The organism is Bradyrhizobium viridifuturi (assembly GCF_001238275.1).
GTDB lineage: Bacteria > Pseudomonadota > Alphaproteobacteria > Rhizobiales > Xanthobacteraceae > Bradyrhizobium > Bradyrhizobium viridifuturi.
In genome coordinates this window covers 24,414-40,149 of the sequence record NZ_LGTB01000030.1, presented here as the reverse complement: position 1 = coordinate 40,149, position 15,736 = coordinate 24,414, and the positions used below count along the sequence as shown (strand labels likewise).

General features: G+C 64.2%; 13 protein-coding genes and 2 pseudogenes. 8 read left to right on the top strand and 7 right to left on the bottom strand.

The annotated features are described in order from the left end of the window. Positions 1-85: 85 nt before the first annotated feature. Together ALC15_RS25535 and ALC15_RS25530 are read right to left on the bottom strand one after the other, a co-directional pair. Positions 86-1,405 (bottom strand): L,D-transpeptidase family protein, encoded by a 1,320-nt coding sequence (locus tag ALC15_RS25535; RefSeq protein WP_094194098.1) that lies wholly within the window; start codon positions 1,403-1,405, stop codon positions 86-88. Positions 1,406-1,756: 351 nt separating this feature from the next. Next, on the bottom strand, positions 1,757-2,152 hold the full coding sequence (locus ALC15_RS25530; RefSeq protein WP_094194089.1) for a helix-turn-helix domain-containing protein: 396 nt from the start codon (positions 2,150-2,152) through the stop codon (positions 1,757-1,759). A 570-nt stretch (positions 2,153-2,722) separates the two neighbouring features. Here ALC15_RS25530 and ALC15_RS25525 point away from each other — a divergent pair. Continuing rightward, positions 2,723-3,034 carry a hypothetical protein gene (locus ALC15_RS25525; RefSeq protein ID WP_128089583.1) on the top strand — a complete coding sequence of 104 codons (312 nt, stop codon included), beginning with the start codon at positions 2,723-2,725 and terminating at the stop codon, positions 3,032-3,034. Between the two features lie 52 nt (positions 3,035-3,086). On the opposite strand, the gene ALC15_RS25520 is transcribed toward ALC15_RS25525, so the two are convergent. The 3 genes and pseudogenes from ALC15_RS25520 to ALC15_RS25510 all read right to left on the bottom strand — a co-directional run bounded on the left by ALC15_RS25520 (position 3,087) and on the right by ALC15_RS25510 (position 7,488). Further along, entirely contained in the window at positions 3,087-4,406 is a 1,320-nt protein-coding gene (locus tag ALC15_RS25520) for a dicarboxylate/amino acid:cation symporter (protein ID WP_050629646.1), read from the bottom strand. Positions 4,407-4,495: 89 nt separating this feature from the next. Beyond that, a complete protein-coding gene (locus ALC15_RS25515; RefSeq protein WP_050629700.1) occupies positions 4,496-5,956 on the bottom strand; it encodes a sensor histidine kinase in 1,461 nt (486 codons plus the stop codon). A 259-nt stretch (positions 5,957-6,215) separates the two neighbouring features. Beyond that, positions 6,216-7,488, bottom strand: a pseudogene (locus ALC15_RS25510) (serine hydrolase domain-containing protein). A gap of 145 nt (positions 7,489-7,633) precedes the next feature. On the opposite strand from ALC15_RS25510, the gene ALC15_RS25505 reads away from it, so the two are divergent. From ALC15_RS25505 to ALC15_RS25480, 6 genes and pseudogenes are all read left to right on the top strand, one after another. Then, positions 7,634-8,548 (top strand): intradiol ring-cleavage dioxygenase, encoded by a 915-nt coding sequence (locus tag ALC15_RS25505; protein WP_050629645.1) that lies wholly within the window; start codon positions 7,634-7,636, stop codon positions 8,546-8,548. Between the two features lies 1 nt (position 8,549). Further along, positions 8,550-9,368 (top strand): annotated as a pseudogene (locus ALC15_RS25500) (CmpA/NrtA family ABC transporter substrate-binding protein); the annotation flags it as partial. A gap of 60 nt (positions 9,369-9,428) precedes the next feature. After that, positions 9,429-10,331, top strand: coding sequence for a nitrate ABC transporter permease (gene ntrB, locus ALC15_RS25495; protein WP_050629644.1), 903 nt, complete (start codon positions 9,429-9,431; stop codon positions 10,329-10,331). A gap of 10 nt (positions 10,332-10,341) precedes the next feature. Further along, the gene (locus ALC15_RS25490) at positions 10,342-11,136 is read left to right on the top strand and encodes an ABC transporter ATP-binding protein (protein WP_050629643.1); all 795 of its coding nucleotides are present in this window, start codon (positions 10,342-10,344) and stop codon (positions 11,134-11,136) included. 114 nt (positions 11,137-11,250) lie between these two features. Continuing rightward, complete coding sequence (locus ALC15_RS25485) at positions 11,251-11,676, top strand: globin family protein (protein WP_050629642.1); 426 nt, start codon at positions 11,251-11,253, stop codon at positions 11,674-11,676. Between the two features lie 144 nt (positions 11,677-11,820). Continuing rightward, positions 11,821-12,720 (top strand): SMP-30/gluconolactonase/LRE family protein, encoded by a 900-nt coding sequence (locus ALC15_RS25480; protein WP_200914695.1) that lies wholly within the window; start codon positions 11,821-11,823, stop codon positions 12,718-12,720. A 19-nt stretch (positions 12,721-12,739) separates the two neighbouring features. Here the strand turns inward: ALC15_RS25480 and ALC15_RS25475 are convergent, their stop codons facing one another. Beyond that, positions 12,740-13,939 carry a 3-hydroxybenzoate 6-monooxygenase gene (locus ALC15_RS25475; protein WP_050629640.1) on the bottom strand — a complete coding sequence of 400 codons (1,200 nt, stop codon included), beginning with the start codon at positions 13,937-13,939 and terminating at the stop codon, positions 12,740-12,742. 22 nt (positions 13,940-13,961) lie between these two features. Then, positions 13,962-14,525: a MarR family winged helix-turn-helix transcriptional regulator gene (locus ALC15_RS25470; RefSeq protein WP_050629639.1), complete on the bottom strand. Its 564-nt coding sequence runs from the start codon at positions 14,523-14,525 to the stop codon at positions 13,962-13,964. A 183-nt stretch (positions 14,526-14,708) separates the two neighbouring features. Between ALC15_RS25470 and ALC15_RS25465 the strand changes: the two genes are divergently transcribed. Beyond that, complete coding sequence (locus ALC15_RS25465) at positions 14,709-15,683, top strand: amidohydrolase family protein (RefSeq protein WP_050629638.1); 975 nt, start codon at positions 14,709-14,711, stop codon at positions 15,681-15,683. Positions 15,684-15,736: the final 53 nt, after the last annotated feature.

Below are 15,736 nucleotides of genomic sequence, written 5' to 3'. Positions count from 1 at the left end.
GAGGTTGCCTGATGCGCGGGCGACAATTGGCCGCGCGACAGAATGGCGGGCCAACTCGCGATGTCGCGCTTCGTGCGGAAGCGCGTTACTGCGTGGTCAGCGGATGTTCGGCGGCCTTGTTGAAGAAGGCGGCTTCCTCGGCAGTGGCTTCGAGGAGCTGCTGGTCCTGGTCGTAGACGTCGTTGCGGAACTGGATGGTCCGGTCCTTCGTCATCCACGCCGTGAGGTAGACCCAGGCCACCGGCACCTTCTTCTGCATGCGGATATCCTGACGTTGTCCGGTGGCGATCGCGGCATCGATGGCGACGCGGGTCCACTGCGGCTGGTCCTTCAGCAGCCATGCCGCGAGGTCGCGGACATTGTCGACGCGCGAGCAGCCGTGCGAATCGAAGCGATAGTCGTCGCTGAACAGGCTGCGCTGATTGGTGTCGTGCATATAGACCGAATAGGAGTTCGGCATGTCGATCTTGACCGCGCCGAGCGCATTCCATGCGCCGCTCTGCTGACGCACGGAGACGTTCGGCGCATGATCGCCCGACCAGTCGACCGCATGCGGATCGATCGGGTTGTCGTGGGCGTCGAGCACGTCCATGTGCATGCGCGCCAGATAGGTCGGATCCTTGCGCATATGCGCCGCGATCTCCGTCTTCGTGATCGACGACGGCACTGTCCAGGTCGGATTGAGAATGACGTCGGTGATCTCGGACGTCAGCGTCGGTGAAGGCTTCTCGGTCTTGCCGACGATCACGCGGTAGCGCCGCACGACCTTGTCGTCCTCGACGGCCTCGGCGAAGGTGGCGGGAATGTTGACGACCACGTAGCGCTGCCCGAACTGGAAATCCATCTGGTCGAGCCGTTCCAGCGAGGCCTCGAGTTGCTTGATCCGCTTCTGGACGGGGACGTTGAGCGCAGCCAGCGTCCGCGGCGTCAGGGTGCCGGTCGCCGCGAGGCCGTGGCGTGCCTGGAAGTGCTTCACCGCCTCGGCCACAACCTCATCATAGGCGCCGGTGGTCTTGTCGGCAGAGAGGTCGCCGGTGATGATCAGGCGCTTGCGCAGCAGATCGTCACTGCTGCCCTGGACGCCCAAGGCAAATTTCGCGTCCGCAGGGATCGTGGGCCAACCGCCGCGGGCGGCGAGATCGGAATAGCTCTTCAGCACCTCGCGAATGCGCTGCGCGCTGCCCTGATCGTAGATCGGCTCGTGCGACAATGCGAGCGCGGCAACGGACCGGGTTTCCGCGACCGAGGCAGGCGCAGCCGGCTTGACCTGGCCTGGCTGGGGGGCCGCCGGCGCAGCATGATGGGGCGGCACCGCCGCGGCCGGGCCGGGCGCGCCGGCGGTTTGGGCGAATGCCGGCAGAGCCGCGAGCACGGTGGCCACGGCGGCGAGTGTCACTCTCTGCATATCGCGTTTCTCCGGACTGCGCCGCTCGCGCGAGAAATCGGAAGGCATCGCCGCGGCCGCTCGAATCGACGGGGCGGCGCGTCGGTGCGGAGCTGATGATCTACCCCGAGACCGTTGCGTCTTGATTAAATTTTGGTTTGCGGCAGGTCCATGACCGCAACCTGCGCGCCGGAACGCCTCGACCGACCGGCGCCGAACGAGCAAAGAAAAAGCGCTGCCATCGCCGATGGCAGCGCTTTGATATCTTCCTGGCCCGCTCGACACGTGCTGGTCCCGATGACCGGCCGCCGGCCAATCCGCTCGCCCTGGTCGGTCGCGTTCGCGGTGTCGCGACCGTACCTGTGCTGCCGCTCAGTCTTCGTTGGCGGCGATCGATTCCATCAGCGACACCAGCTGGCGCTGCACGGTCTGATCCTTGATCTTGCTGTAGGCGCGCAGCAACCGGAGGCTGAACGCGCTGTCGAGGAACAGCAGGCTCTCGACTTCGCGGGCCTTGTTGTCGCCGTCGTAGAAGAAGGTGACCGGCACATCCAGCGCGCTAGCGATCTGCTGAAGGCGCGCAGCGCCGACGCGGTTCACGCCCTTCTCGTACTTCTGAACCTGCTGGAAGCTGACGCCCAGCTTGTCGCCGAGCTCTGCCTGCGAGATCTTCTGCTCGACACGGCGCAGGCGAATCCGCTTGCCCAACTCAATGTCCGGCTTGCCGGCACTGCGCTGCTTCATCTTCTTTGCTGCTGATCTGTTCATTCTTGTGACCCGTCCTTCAAATCGAGAATCCCTGGCCCGGTCGGGTCAGGGACACGTTCATGATGTACCGCGTTAAGTTCGAGTGGATCGTCAGTTCGTCCGAACGACGAAATCCAAGAAGATCGCGGGATGGTATCCAGACGCAAATGCGCATTGGAAGCACCCTAGTACCGACTCGGTCGACTACCTGAAGTCGACCGCGCCAAGGTGTCTATCGACACCCCGCCCTCTACATTTGGCAAAATATTGACCAAACCACAACTAGCGCGAGTTTGATCGACACAGATTTTGCGCGCATGCTTACTGGGCGGCAATGCACTGCGCCCGTAGTTCTACGGGCAACCAATATTGTACGGGCGTCTTTGCATGGATGCAACCCCAGCTAGTGCATCCAGAGGTCGCGGGTGACGGGCTGAGGTTGCTTGACTGAATTGCCGCCAATGCGAAAACTTTGACGTAAGTCCAAGTCGGGCTTTCGGAATGTTGCTGGACAATTGCCCAAAAGTTCTGAATCATCTGGAACAATTGTGCGCCTACGAAACGCCGGCGAACTCTGGCAGGAGAGGCCAAATGAAGCGGAAGAGGGGAACACCTCGACTCTACCTCGCGGCTTCGGGAGTGGAAGGTATGCCGGTCGCAAATACGGAAGAACGGTTGCTGGCGCTGCTCGCAACCCTTGAAGAATGTCAGGCATTTCTGACTGACCGGGCGAACACGGAGACGGCGCGGCTGTTGTCCCTTGCGATCCTCGAGCTTCGGATGGAGCTCCACAAGGTGACGGATTCCGAGTTGAAGGCGCTGTGCGACATGATCGCGTCGGACGAGCCGGTGCAGGAACCGGCGACCAGGCAGTTGCCGCCGTATCTGCGGCTCATCAAGTAAGTCCGCGCCCCGCGCGATGCGCGGGACGCTCTTGGTCCTGTACCTTGCGGCTTCAGCCCGCGGTCACGTCGACCGCGTCAGTGCCTTCGAGCACGCGACGGGCCTTGTCCCGATCCAGGTCACCTTCCCAAGCCGCGACCACGACGGTGGCGACGCAGTTGCCGATCAGGTTGCCGACTGCGCGCGCCATGCCGATGAACCAATCGACCGAGAGCACCAGCACGAGGCCGATCGCCGGGATGCTCGGCACGGCGTTGAGCGTCGCCGCCAGGATAACGATCGCGGAACCCGGCACGCCGTGCGCGCCCTTCGAGGTGATCAGCGATACGCCGAGCACGAGCAGCAGGTCGCCGAACGACAGCGGCGTGTTGGTGGCCTGCGCGATGAAGACGACGGCCAGCGTCAGGTAGATCGAGAATGCGTCGAGGTTGAACGAATAGCCGGTCGGAATCACGAGGCCGACCACCGAATCCTTGACGCCGAAACGCTCCAGCTTGCGCATCACCTGCGGCAGCACCGCGTCTGAGGATGCGGTGGCGACCACGATCATCAATTCCTCGCGCAGGTAGCCGAGGAACTTGAGGATGTTGATGCCGGCGAGCGCCATCACGGCGCCGAGCACGCCGAGCACGAAGATCGCGACCGAGACGTAGAACAGCGCCACCAGCGACAGCAGCTGCTTCAGCGAGCCGACGCCGTATTTGCCGACCGTGTAGGCGACGGCGCCGAGCACGCCGATCGGCGCGAAGCGCACGATCAGGCCCATGGCGCGGAACAGCACGGTGGAGACCGCGTCGATGAAGGAGGAGATCCGCTCGCCCTTCTCGCCGCCGACCAGCGCCAGGCTGACGCCGAAGATGATGGCGAAGAACAGCACCTGCAGCACGTCGTTGCGCGACAGCGCGTCGAACGAAGTGCTCGGGATGATGTTGAGCAGGAAGCTGCCGATGCCTTCGCCTTTCAGCTTCTGCGCGTTGCTGGCGTAGCTGCCAAGCGCCTTGGCGTCGAGCGTCGAGGTGTCGATATTCATGCCGTGACCGGGCCCGAACAGATAGGCCAGGATCAAGCCGATCACGAGCGCCACCGTCGTCATCGCCTCGAAATACACCAGCGCCTTGACGCCGACGCGCCCGACCTTCTTGAGGTCGCCGGCGCCCGCGATGCCGTGCACCACCACGCAGAACACGATCGGCGCCACGATCATCGAGATCAGCTTCAGGAAGGCATCGCTGAAGATCTTCAACCCGATCGCGAAATCGGGCGCCGCCATGCCGATGACGATGCCGAGCAGCAGCGCGACAAGCACCTGCACGAACAGTGATGTGTAGAGCGGCTTGCGTGCCGTGCCGGCTTCCGCTGCGATGGTCGACATGAATTCCCCCTGTTTCCGGTCGTCCGAACCCGCCCCATCTTAGCAACTTGCGTGCCAAGTTGTCGCAGGATTGGGGGCCGTTTGCCCGGTCAATCGCCGGTTTCGAGGGTGCTGGTCACCGTGTAGACGACGCCGTGGGGCAGGAAATCGACCGTGGCTTCGCCGCCGAGTTGGTCGCGGGCGCTGCGCTCGATCAGCCGGGAGCCGAAGCCGCGCTGGACCGGCGCCGCGACGGGCGGGCCGCCGGTCTCGGTCCAGATCATCCGGAGCTTCGGTGTCGGACCTTCCTCGAGGATTTCCCAATCCAGCGTCACCGTGCCGGTGTCGTTGGACAGCGCGCCATATTTGGCGGCGTTGGTCGCCATCTCGTGCAGGAGCATCGAGAGCACCAGGGCAAGCCGGGGCGACAGCGGCACCCGCGGTCCGAACATCCTGACCCGCTCGGAGGTGTTGTTCAGCAGATATGGCCGCAGCACGCGGCTGATGACGTCCTGGAGGTCGGAGCCCTGCCATTTGTCGGTCGAGAGCAGATTGTGCGCCTCGGCAAGCGCGCCGAGCCGTCCCTCGAATTTCTCGCGCTCGGCGCGGCTCGCGCTGCGGAAGGTCTGTGTGGCGATCGATTGCAGGATTGCCAGCGTGTTCTTGACGCGATGGTTGAGTTCCTCGATCAGGAGGTCGTGCAGCTTCTCGCCGCGCGCGATCGTGGTCGCCATCCGCACCGCGAAGCCGAGGCCGACCATGAGCAGGACGCCGCCGATCACGGCCGTGATCGCAAGTGAGCGCCACAGCGGCGCCACCAGCGAGTTCTCGGCGATCCCGGCCGCGACGGTCCAGCCGGTGAGGCGAGACCGGGTGAAGCCGGTAATCAGCGCCACGCCTTCGAGCGACACGGTCGGCAGTGTCGCCTCGCTGCGGCGGAACATCTCGGCAAACAACGTCGGCGAGGCACGCTGCCCGACGGTCGCTTCCGGATTCGGGACCCGCGCCAGGTTGACGCCGTCGCCGTCGAAGATCGAGATGGTCCAGTCCTGATTCAGGCGCTGCTTTTCGATCATGGCCTGAAAGACCTCGATCGGCGGGCTGAAGGAGATGTCGTAGAGCACCTCGTCGTCGCGGATCACCGGCACTTCGACAGTGATGATCAGGCGCTGCTTCACCTGGCCGAAGAACAGGTTGGAATATTGCGGCTGGCGCGTCGCAAACACCTTCTCGACGATCTCGAGATTGTTGCGCGGCGGCAGATTCGCGGTGTCCGGCGTCAGCGAGGAGAACGCCTGGCGTCCGGCACGGTCCGCCACCAGCACCACGCCGTCCTTGCCATACTGGTCGAGGAAGCCGGCCGCGACGCGGCGGAAGTTGTCGAACTCGCTGTTGCGCAGCGAGTTGGTCAGCGCCAGCACCTGGAGCCCGCCGGTCATGCGCTGCATTTCGGCATCGAGCAGCAGGCGGATGCTGCGCGCCGTCTCCAGCACGCGCTGCGTGGCGGCCTGACGATCCCGCTGGTAATTGTGAAACACGATCCCGGCCGCGAAAACGATCAGCGGCAACATCGTCCCCGCGACCAGAAGCGCGAGACGCACTGGCAATGTCAGTTTCGGCACAATGTCCCCGGGTCGGCGCCCGTTTGCGGTGAGCTTAGGGGAAGTCGCAAAAGTCCGCCAAAGGAAATGACTGGCAATCGGAAAAATTCCGCGGCGCCAGGTGCACGATCCGGAAAAGTCTGAAGCGGTTTTCCCGCGCGACAAGCGCGGGACGCGCTTGCGCGGAGATCATGCTCAGAGGAGTTGTGCGCCGCGGAAGAGGCATCGGTCAGAGATTGCTCTCGGTGATCGCGGCGTAGACCATGGTGCGCAGCTCGCGCCGCAGCGGATAGCGCTCGACGGCAGCACCTGGGTCATGAAGATCGTGATCAGCTCCTCGGCCGGATCGATGAAGAACGACGTCGTCGCGGCGCCGCCCCAGTTGAATTCGCCCGGGCTGCCGGCGATCAGCGTCTGCGCCGGATGCATGGTGACGGCGAAGCGAGGCCGAAGCCGATGCCGTTATAGGCGGCCTCGGCGAACATCGAACGCGACATCGCCGGCAGGTCGACGCCGCCGGGCAGATGGTTGGACGCCATCAGCTTCAACGTCTTCGGGCCGAGCAGCCGGACGCCGCCGAGCTCGCCGCCGTTGAGCAGCGCCCGGCAGAAGGTCAGGTAGTCGGCCGCGGTCGAGCACAGCCCGCCACCGCCCGAGACCAGCGAGGGCGGCGACAGGAACGAGCTGGTGGTCGGATCGTCCTGCAAGGTCAGCGTGCCCTTGCGCTCGGCGGCGAGCGGATTGAAGCCGCCCTGCGGATCGGCGGAATAGCAGGCGGCAAAGCGGTGCGCCTTGTCTGAAGGCACGAAGAAATCGGTGTCGTTCATGCCGAGCGGCTTGAAGATCCGCTCCTTCAGAAACTGCTCGAACGGCACGCCTGAGATCTTGCCGACGAGATAGCCGAGCACGTCGGTTGAGACCGAGTAGTTCCAGGCCTCGCCCGGCGAGAACTCCAGCGGGATCTTCGCCAGGTCCTCGATCATGCTGTCGAGCGTGCCGGCCTTGATGACCTCGCCGATCTTCTTCTCGCGATAGGCGGCGTCGACATTGGAGCGCTGCTGGAAGCCGTAAGTGAGGCCCGAGGTGTGGCGCAAGAGGTCGACGATCTGCATCGGCCGCGTCGGCGGGCGGGTCAGGAAGGCGGGCGCGGTGCCGGCGACGAACACGCCGAGGTTCTTCCATTCCGGGATGTACTTTGCGACCGGCTCGTCGAGCGCGACCTTGCCTTCCTCGACCAGCATCATGAAGGCGACCGACGTGATCGGCTTGGTCATCGAATAGATGCGGAAAATCGTGTCGTCCTTCATCGGCGCCTTGCGCTCGAGGTCGGCAAAGCCCTGGACGGTGGAATGCACGATCTTGCCGCGGCGATAGATCAGGACCTGGGTGCCGGGAAAGCGGCCGGAATCGAGGTAGCGGCTCTTCAGATGCGCTTCGAGGCGGTTGAGGGCGGTGGTCGACATTCCCGCGGATTCGGGCGAGGCAGGCGTGGGAGCTAACATCGGGCAATTTCTCCGGCTGGCGAGGCAGCTTGATAGCCGAAAAGTGTCCGCTGCACCAATCGCCGGCCGCTTACTGGTCCCGGGCGGGTAGTGTACGCTCGCCCCTGCAATCACGCCCCAAAGGGCCCTCAAGGGAAACGCCGAGATGACCCAGTTCAACGAAACCGAGCTCACCACAGCCGTCATCCGCAGCTTCGACCAGACGCCCGATCCGAGGGCCAAGTTCCTGCTGCAGGAACTGGTGAAGTCGCTGCACGATTATGTGCGCAAGACCAATCTCACCTTCGAGGAGTGGGACCACGCGATCGGCTTCCTGACCCGCACTGGACAAAAGTGCACTGATATCCGTCAGGAATTCATCCTGCTGTCCGACGTGCTCGGCGTGTCGATGCTGGTCGACGCCGTCAATCACAGGGATCGCGACGGTGCGACCGAGACCACCGTGCTCGGCCCGTTCTATGTCGGCGAGCACAAGGTGACGCCGCACGGCACCGACATCTCGGCGAGCCTGCCCGGCGAGCGCATGTTCGTGCAGAGCCGCGTCACCGACCTCAACGGCAAGCCGCTCGCCAACGTACCGGTCGATGTCTGGCACGCCGATGACGACGGGTTCTATGACTCGCAGAAGCCGAGCTATGCCAGCGAAGGTCCGTCCTCGCGAGCGCGCTTCGTCACCGATGCCGACGGCCGCTTCTTCTTCCGCACCATCGTGCCGTGCAGCTATCCGATCCCGACCGACGGTCCGGTCGGGCAGATGATCACGCAGACCAACCGTCACCCGATGCGGCCGGCGCATGTGCACTTCCTGGTCAACGCCAAGGGCCATGAGCCGTTGATCACGCATGTGTTCGTCGAGGGCGATGAGTACATCGACTCCGATGTCGTGTTCGGCGTGAAGGACGAGCTGATCGCCAAGGTCGAGAAGCGCACCGATCCTGTCATGCCGGATGGCCAGCGGTCGGACGGACCGTGGAGCCTGATGACCTACGAATTCCATGTGAAGCCCGGCAGCGGTATGGCGCCGGCACCGCTCGGCACCAAGGTCAGCGAAGACGCCTGACGCGCTGGAGAAGAAGAAGGCCTCCGGCAAGGCGGTGAAGGCCGCGATGACCTTCCCGGGCGGCACGCATGATCTCTGGATCCGCTACTGGCTCGCCGCCGGCGGCATTGATCCCGACAAGGACATCGAGACCATCGTGGTGCCGCCGCCGCAGATGGTGGCCAACATGAAGGTCGGCACGATGGACTGCTTCTGCGTCTGCGAGCCGTGGAATCTGCAGCTGATCCACCAGGACATCGGCTACACCGCGATCACGACCGGCGAGCTCTGGGACAAGCATCCGGAGAAGTCGTTCGGCCTGCGCGCCGCCTGGGTCGACAAGAACCCGAAGGCCGCCAAGGCGCTGCTGATGGCGGTCATGGAAGCCCAGCAGTGGTGCGAGAAGATGGAGAACCGCGAGGAGACCGCGGCGATCTGCGCCAAGCGGCAATGGATCAACTGTCCGGTCGAGGACATCACCGATCGCATGAAGGGCAAGTTCGACTACGGCACCGGCCGCGTGGTCGAGAACTCGCCGCAGCAGATGCGGTTCTGGAAGGACAATGCGTCCTATCCCTATCAGAGCCACGACCTCTGGTTCCTGACCGAGGATATCCGCTGGGGCAAGTACGAGGCGGGCTTCGACACCAAGGCGCTGATCGCCAAGGTCAATCGCGAGGATCTCTGGAAGGAGGCCGCCAAGGAGCTCGGCGTGCCGACATCGGATATCCCGACCTCGACCTCGCGCGGCAAGGAGACCTTCTTCGACGGCAAGGTGTTCGATCCCGCCGATCCAGCCGCGTATCTGAAGTCGCTGTCTATCAAGCGTGTCGATGTCTGAGCCCGACAGGGCCGCGCTCTCTTGCGCGGCCCGTCGCCCGACCACGGAGATCATCTGTCAATGTCGATGCCTGCCATCAAGACCGAACTGTCAGCGGCGGCGATCCCGCAGGCCGCTACCGCGGCGCCGGTCGTGACCATGACGCCGAAGCGCGCACCGCGCGCCGAGACCTACGCCAGGTTGGCGAAGGAGACCGCGGCGCGCGTTGTGCCGCCGCTGATCGTGGTCGCGCTGCTGCTGGTGGTGTGGGAGTTGATCTGCCGCCGCGCCGGCTCCAGCCTGCCGCCACCGTCTAAGGTGTTCAAGGACACCAGAGAGCTGATCCTCGATCCGTTCTTCGACAATGGCGGCATCGACAAGGGCCTGTTCTGGCATCTCTCCGCCAGCCTGCAGCGCGTCGCGTACGGCTATTCGCTGGCGGCGATCGCGGGCATCGCGCTCGGCACGTTGGTCGGCCAGTCGGTGTGGGCGATGCGCGGGCTCGATCCGCTGTTCCAGGTGCTGCGCACGATTCCGCCGCTCGCCTGGCTGCCGCTGTCGCTCGCCGCATTCCGCGACGGCCAGCCCTCGGCGATCTTCGTCATATTCATCACCTCGGTGTGGCCGATCATCATCAACACCGCGGTCGGCATCCGCAACATCCCGCAGGACTACCGCAACGTCGCCGCGGTGGTGCAGCTCAATCCGCTGGAGTTCTTCACCAAGATCATGATCCCGGCGGCTGCGCCCTACATGTTCACCGGCCTGCGCATCGGCATCGGCCTGTCCTGGCTCGCGATCGTTGCCGCGGAAATGCTGATCGGCGGCGTCGGCATCGGCTTCTTCATCTGGGATGCGTGGAATTCCTCGCATATCAGCGAGATCATCCTGGCGCTGTTCTATGTCGGCATCATCGGCTTCGTGCTCGACCGTCTCATTGCAGGGCTGGGCAAGATCGTGACCCGCGGCACGGCGGCGAACTGAGGGAAACATCATGCAGGCCTATCTGAAGCTCGACCACATCGATAAGACCTTCACCCGCGGCACTGCGACCACGGAGGTTCTGAAGGACATCAACCTGACCATCGAGAAGGGCGAATACGTCTCGATCATCGGCCATTCCGGCTGCGGCAAGTCGACCTTGCTCAACATCGTCGCCGGCCTCACCGGCGCGACCAATGGCGGCGTGCTGCTGGAGAACCGCGAGGTCAATTCGCCGGGACCGGATCGCGCCGTCGTGTTCCAGAACCACAGCCTGCTGCCGTGGCTGACCGTCTACGAGAACGTCAAGCTCGGCGTCGACAAGGTGTTCGCCAGGACCAAGAACCGGGCCGAGCGCGACGCCTGGGTAATGCACAATCTCAGCCTGGTGCAGATGGCGCATGCCAGGGACAAGCGTCCGAGCGAGATCTCGGGCGGCATGAAGCAGCGCGTCGGCATCGCGCGGGCGCTAGCCATGGAGCCGAAGGTGCTGCTGCTCGACGAGCCGTTCGGCGCACTCGATGCGCTGACCCGGGCGCATCTGCAGGACTCGGTGATGGCGCTGCACCAGAAGCTCGGCAATACCATCCTGATGATCACCCACGACGTCGACGAGGCCGTGCTGCTGTCGGACCGCATCGTCATGATGACCAACGGCCCGAGCGCGCGGATCGGCGAGGTGCTCGAGGTGCCCCTGGCGCGTCCGCGCAAGCGGCTCGAGCTCGCGACCAACGCCAGCTACCTGAAGTGCCGGCAGCGCGTGCTCGAATTCCTCTACGAGCGCCACAGCTTCGTCGAGGCGGCGTGATGATGACATCGGTATCAGGCGCGTTTGCTTTGAACCGAAATGCCGGATGCGACTACCAATGCTCGCATTTCGAAAATCATTTCAGAGTTCATTTCAGAACCGAGGAGAGTTGAGATGAATCCGGCCCAAATCAAGCTGGTTCAGGAAAGCTTTGGCAAGGTTGCGCCGATCTCCGAGCAAGCCGCGGTCATTTTCTACGATCGCTTGTTCGAAGTCGCACCCACCGTGAAGGCGATGTTTCCCGCCGACATGAAGGAGCAGCGCAAGAAGCTGATGACGACGCTCGCCGTCGTCGTCAACGGGCTGAGCAATCTCGACACCATCCTGCCCGCCGCGAGCGCGCTCGCCAAGCGCCATGTCGGCTATGGCGCCAAGCCCGAGCATTACCCGGTGGTCGGCGGCGCGCTGTTGTGGACGCTGGAAAAAGGCCTCGGCGATGCCTGGACACCTGACGTCGCCGCTGCATGGACCGCGGCCTACGGCACGCTGTCCGGCTTCATGATTTCGGAAGCGTATGGCGGAGCGCAGGCGGCGGAGTAGGGATGAGCTGAAGACTCTGCGTCGTTGCGCGGGTCGGTCCGATCCGGCTACCGCGCAGGCGGATAGGTGGATTGCTTCGCTGCGCTCGCAATGACAGAGGCAAGCAACTAAGGTTCGCCCGTTCCGCCAACGGGTGAACCAACGATGATGTACCTGGAAACGCCGCCGAAACTGATCCCGACCGAAATCTTTTCCGCCGTGCCCACCAAATTCCGCCGCAGGGTGGCGAGCGAATGGGCCGACGCCAACCGGCCGGGCGCGGTGACCGACTGCTTCATCGAGGGGCCGTCATTCGATCCCGATGGTAATCTCTACATCGTCGACATTCCGTTCGGCCGCATTTTCAGGATCGCGCCGGACAAGACGTGGACGCAGGTTGCCGAGTATGACGGCTGGCCGAACGGGCTGAAGATCGATCCGATGGGCCGCGTCCTGATCGCCGACTACCGGCACGGGCTGATGGAGCTCGACCCCGGATCGGGTAAGGTCACGCCGCTGCTGCGCTCGCGCAATTCGGAATCGTTCCGCGGCTGCAACGACCTGCACATCGCCTCGAACGGCGACATCTATTTCACAGACCAGGGCCAGACCGGGCTGCACGATCCGACCGGCCGCGTCTACCGGCTGCGGGTTAACGGCGCGCTCGACTGCCTGATCGACACCGGCATCAGCCCGAACGGCCTGGTGCTCGATCCGCACGAGGCGGTGCTGTTCGTCGCCATGACGCGCGACAACGCGGTGTGGCGCGCGCCGTTCATGAAGGACGGCAGCGTGTCGAAGGTCGGGCGCTTCTGCTCACTGTTCGGCCCGAGCGGGCCCGACGGCATGACGATGGACAGTGCCGGGCGGCTGTTCGTCGCGCACGCTTCGCTCGGCCACGTCTTCGTGTTCGCACCGAACGGCGAGTGCATCGCGCGGATCAAGTCCTGCGCCGGCCAGAGCTGCACCAATGTCGCGATCGGCGGCGCCAACCGCGACCGGCTCTACATCACGGAATCGGTGACCGGCACGGTGCTGGTCGCCGACATCAGCGGGCTCGGCTGATCGTTCCTGCTCCCGTCGCCTATGCGGCGAGGTTCGGCCGCTCGGGGAAAGGCGAGTCGTACAGCCAGGCCAGCTTGTCGCAGAATTGCTCGAGGCTGGTCTCGCGGATCAGCTGGTTGCGTAGCAGCGCGTGCACGCCGGCGGGATGATAGACGTGGGTGCCGAGTTCGCGCGCCTGAAGCTGAACCCGCGCCGTGCGGATCAGCCGAACCTGCCGGTACTTTTCCAGCGCCTGCTCGAAGCGATCCGGCGTCTCCGCCAAGAGCTCGGCGAGCCAGACCGCGTCCTCCAGCGCCATACAGGCGCCCTGCGCAAAATATTGCAGCATCGGATGCGCGGCGTCGCCGAGCAGCACTGCTCGCCCGTCAATCCAGCGCTCGATGGGATCGCGATCGCAGGTCACCCACGCCTTCCAGTCCCTGCCGTGGTGAATGATCGCCTTGGCGCGTGGATGGACGTCGCGAAAACCTTCCAGCACCTCCTCATGCGTTACCGGCCTCGCGGCAAAGGCTTCCGCCGGATCGTTGTGACAGGTGATGGCGAGGTTGAACACCTTCCAGCCCGAGAGTGGATAGTGCACCAGATGGCACTTGGCGCCGGCCCATAGCGTTGCGGCGTTCCAGCGCAGATCTTCCGGCATCTGCTCGGTCGGGATGACAGATCGATAGGTGGTGTGGCCGGCGATCCGCGGCGGGCCGTCATCGACCATCTGCTGGCGGATCCGGGACCGCAGCCCGTCGGCGCCGATCAAAAGGCAGCCTTGGACGCGCCCGCCGTCCTTCAGCCTAGCGACGATTGTTTCGCCGTCCTGGTCATACCCGATGACGTCGCAGTCGCTGCGCAGCGTGATGGAAGCATGCGCCTCGCAGGCGCGCAGGAAGATGCCGTGCAAATCGCCGCGATGGACCACCGCATAGGGATTGCCGAAGCGCCGGCGGAAATAGCTGGTGAGATCGATGCTGGTGATCTCCTCGGCCGAGTTGGCGTCCATCAGCCGCAGCTGGTCGATGAACACCGCAATCGAGCGGGCGGCGTCGCCGAGATCGAGATGGTCGAAGGCATGGAACGCGTTCGGACCGAGCTGGATGCCGGCGCCGATCTCCTGATAGCGCGGCGCGCGCTCCAGCACGGTGACCTGAAATCCCTTGCGGGCCAGCGCGACCGCCGCGGCCAGTCCGCCGATGCCGCCGCCTGCAATGATGATCGGATCCCTGCGCATGTCCTCTCCCTGAATTATGGCTCTATTTCCTCGGTATCTTGCGCGCGCGGCCGGTATTGCCCTTGGTGTCGATCTTGGAGCTGATCCTGGGCTCGCGCGTCTCTTTCGATGTTGTCGCTGCGGGCACCTCGATCAGGCCGGCCTCGACCTCGTGCTCGAGCCGGTCGAGATTCCTGTAGAGCTCGACCAGCACCCGCTTCAGCTCGGCCGCTTCCTTGGCCGACATCGCGCCGGTTGCGACCTCCTCATAGTATTGGGCGATCGGCATAAGCCGGGCGGCGAGCTCGGCGCCATCAGGCGTCAGCGCGACCTGAAGGCTGCGCTGGTCGTTCTCCGGCCGGTCGCGCGTCAGCAGGCCGGCACGACTCATCTCGGCAACGATGCGCGACAGCGTCGAGACGTCGGCCGACGTCAGTTCGGCGATTTCACCGAGCCGCAACGGGTGTCCCTGCTCCGACAGCGCGGCGAGCACTCGGTACATCGGCAGCGTCAACTTCTCGTGACGGATGACGCGGGCGAACAGGTCGCCCATTCGCACGCCGAGCCGCGCGAGCAGATAGGGGAGCGAATTCGAAAATCGGTACATGGGCTTAGATCCGGGCTCGATTCCAGGCGGGAGATATCCGCCCGGAATAGCCGCGGGTGTTCGCACCGACAACAGTTGCATTCCAATCATTTGCATTTGCAACTTTCTCATTGACAAATAATTGGACCGGATGCTTTGCTCTGTCAACACGGAAACGCGGACATGAGCCGGGAGAGAGAACCGATGCAGGGAAAGATCGCGCTGGAAGAGCACTTCGCCATCGAGGAGACCGTTCGGGACAGCGCAGGCTTCTCGCCGGCCGACGACTGGGTCGAGCTCAAGGCCCGGCTGCTCGATATCCAGGACCGCCGTCTTGCCGAAATGGATGCGCACGGCATCGAGCTGATGCTGCTGTCGCTCAACGCGCCGGCGATCCAGGCGATTCCGGTTCGCGCCCAAGCGCAGGAGTTGTCACGTCGCGCCAATGATTTCCTGGCCGAGCAGGTCGCGCGGAGGCCGCAGCGCTTCCAGGGCCTGGCCGCGCTGCCGATGCAGGATCCGGAAGCCGCCGCCCGCGAGCTCGATCGCTGCGTCGGCGAACTGAAATTTCGCGGCGCACTGGTCAACGGCTTCAGCGAGGTCGAAGGCCATGACGGCGCGGTCTATTACGACCGCAAGGAGTTCTGGCCGTTCTGGTCCGAAGTCGAGCGCCTCGACGTTCCGTTCTACCTGCATCCGCGAAATCCGCTGGCGAAGGATGCCGCGATCTATGAGGGGCATCGCTGGCTGATGGGGCCAACCTGGGCGTTCGGGCAAGAGACCGCGGTGCACGCGTTGCGCCTGATGGGCTCGGGATTGTTCGATGCCTATCCGCGGCTGCAGATCATCCTCGGCCACATGGGCGAGGGGCTGCCGTATTCGATGTGGCGCGTCGACAATCACAACAAATGGATGCGCGCGCAAAACGTCTATCCGGCCAAGCGCAAGATCGCCGACTACTTCCAGGAAAACTTCTACATCACGACATCGGGTAACTTCCGCACCCAGGCCCTGATCGACGCGATGCTCGAGATCGGCGCCGACCGAATCCTGTTCTCGGCCGACTGGCCGTTCGAGAACATCGACCATGCCGCCCAATGGTTCGACAGCGCGACGATCGCGGAAGGCGACCGCATCAAGATCGGCCGCGACAACGCCCGCGGCCTGTTCAAGCTGTAGAGCCGCGCATTCCAACCTGCCGCAGAGCAGGGCGCATCATTGTTGCAATGGAG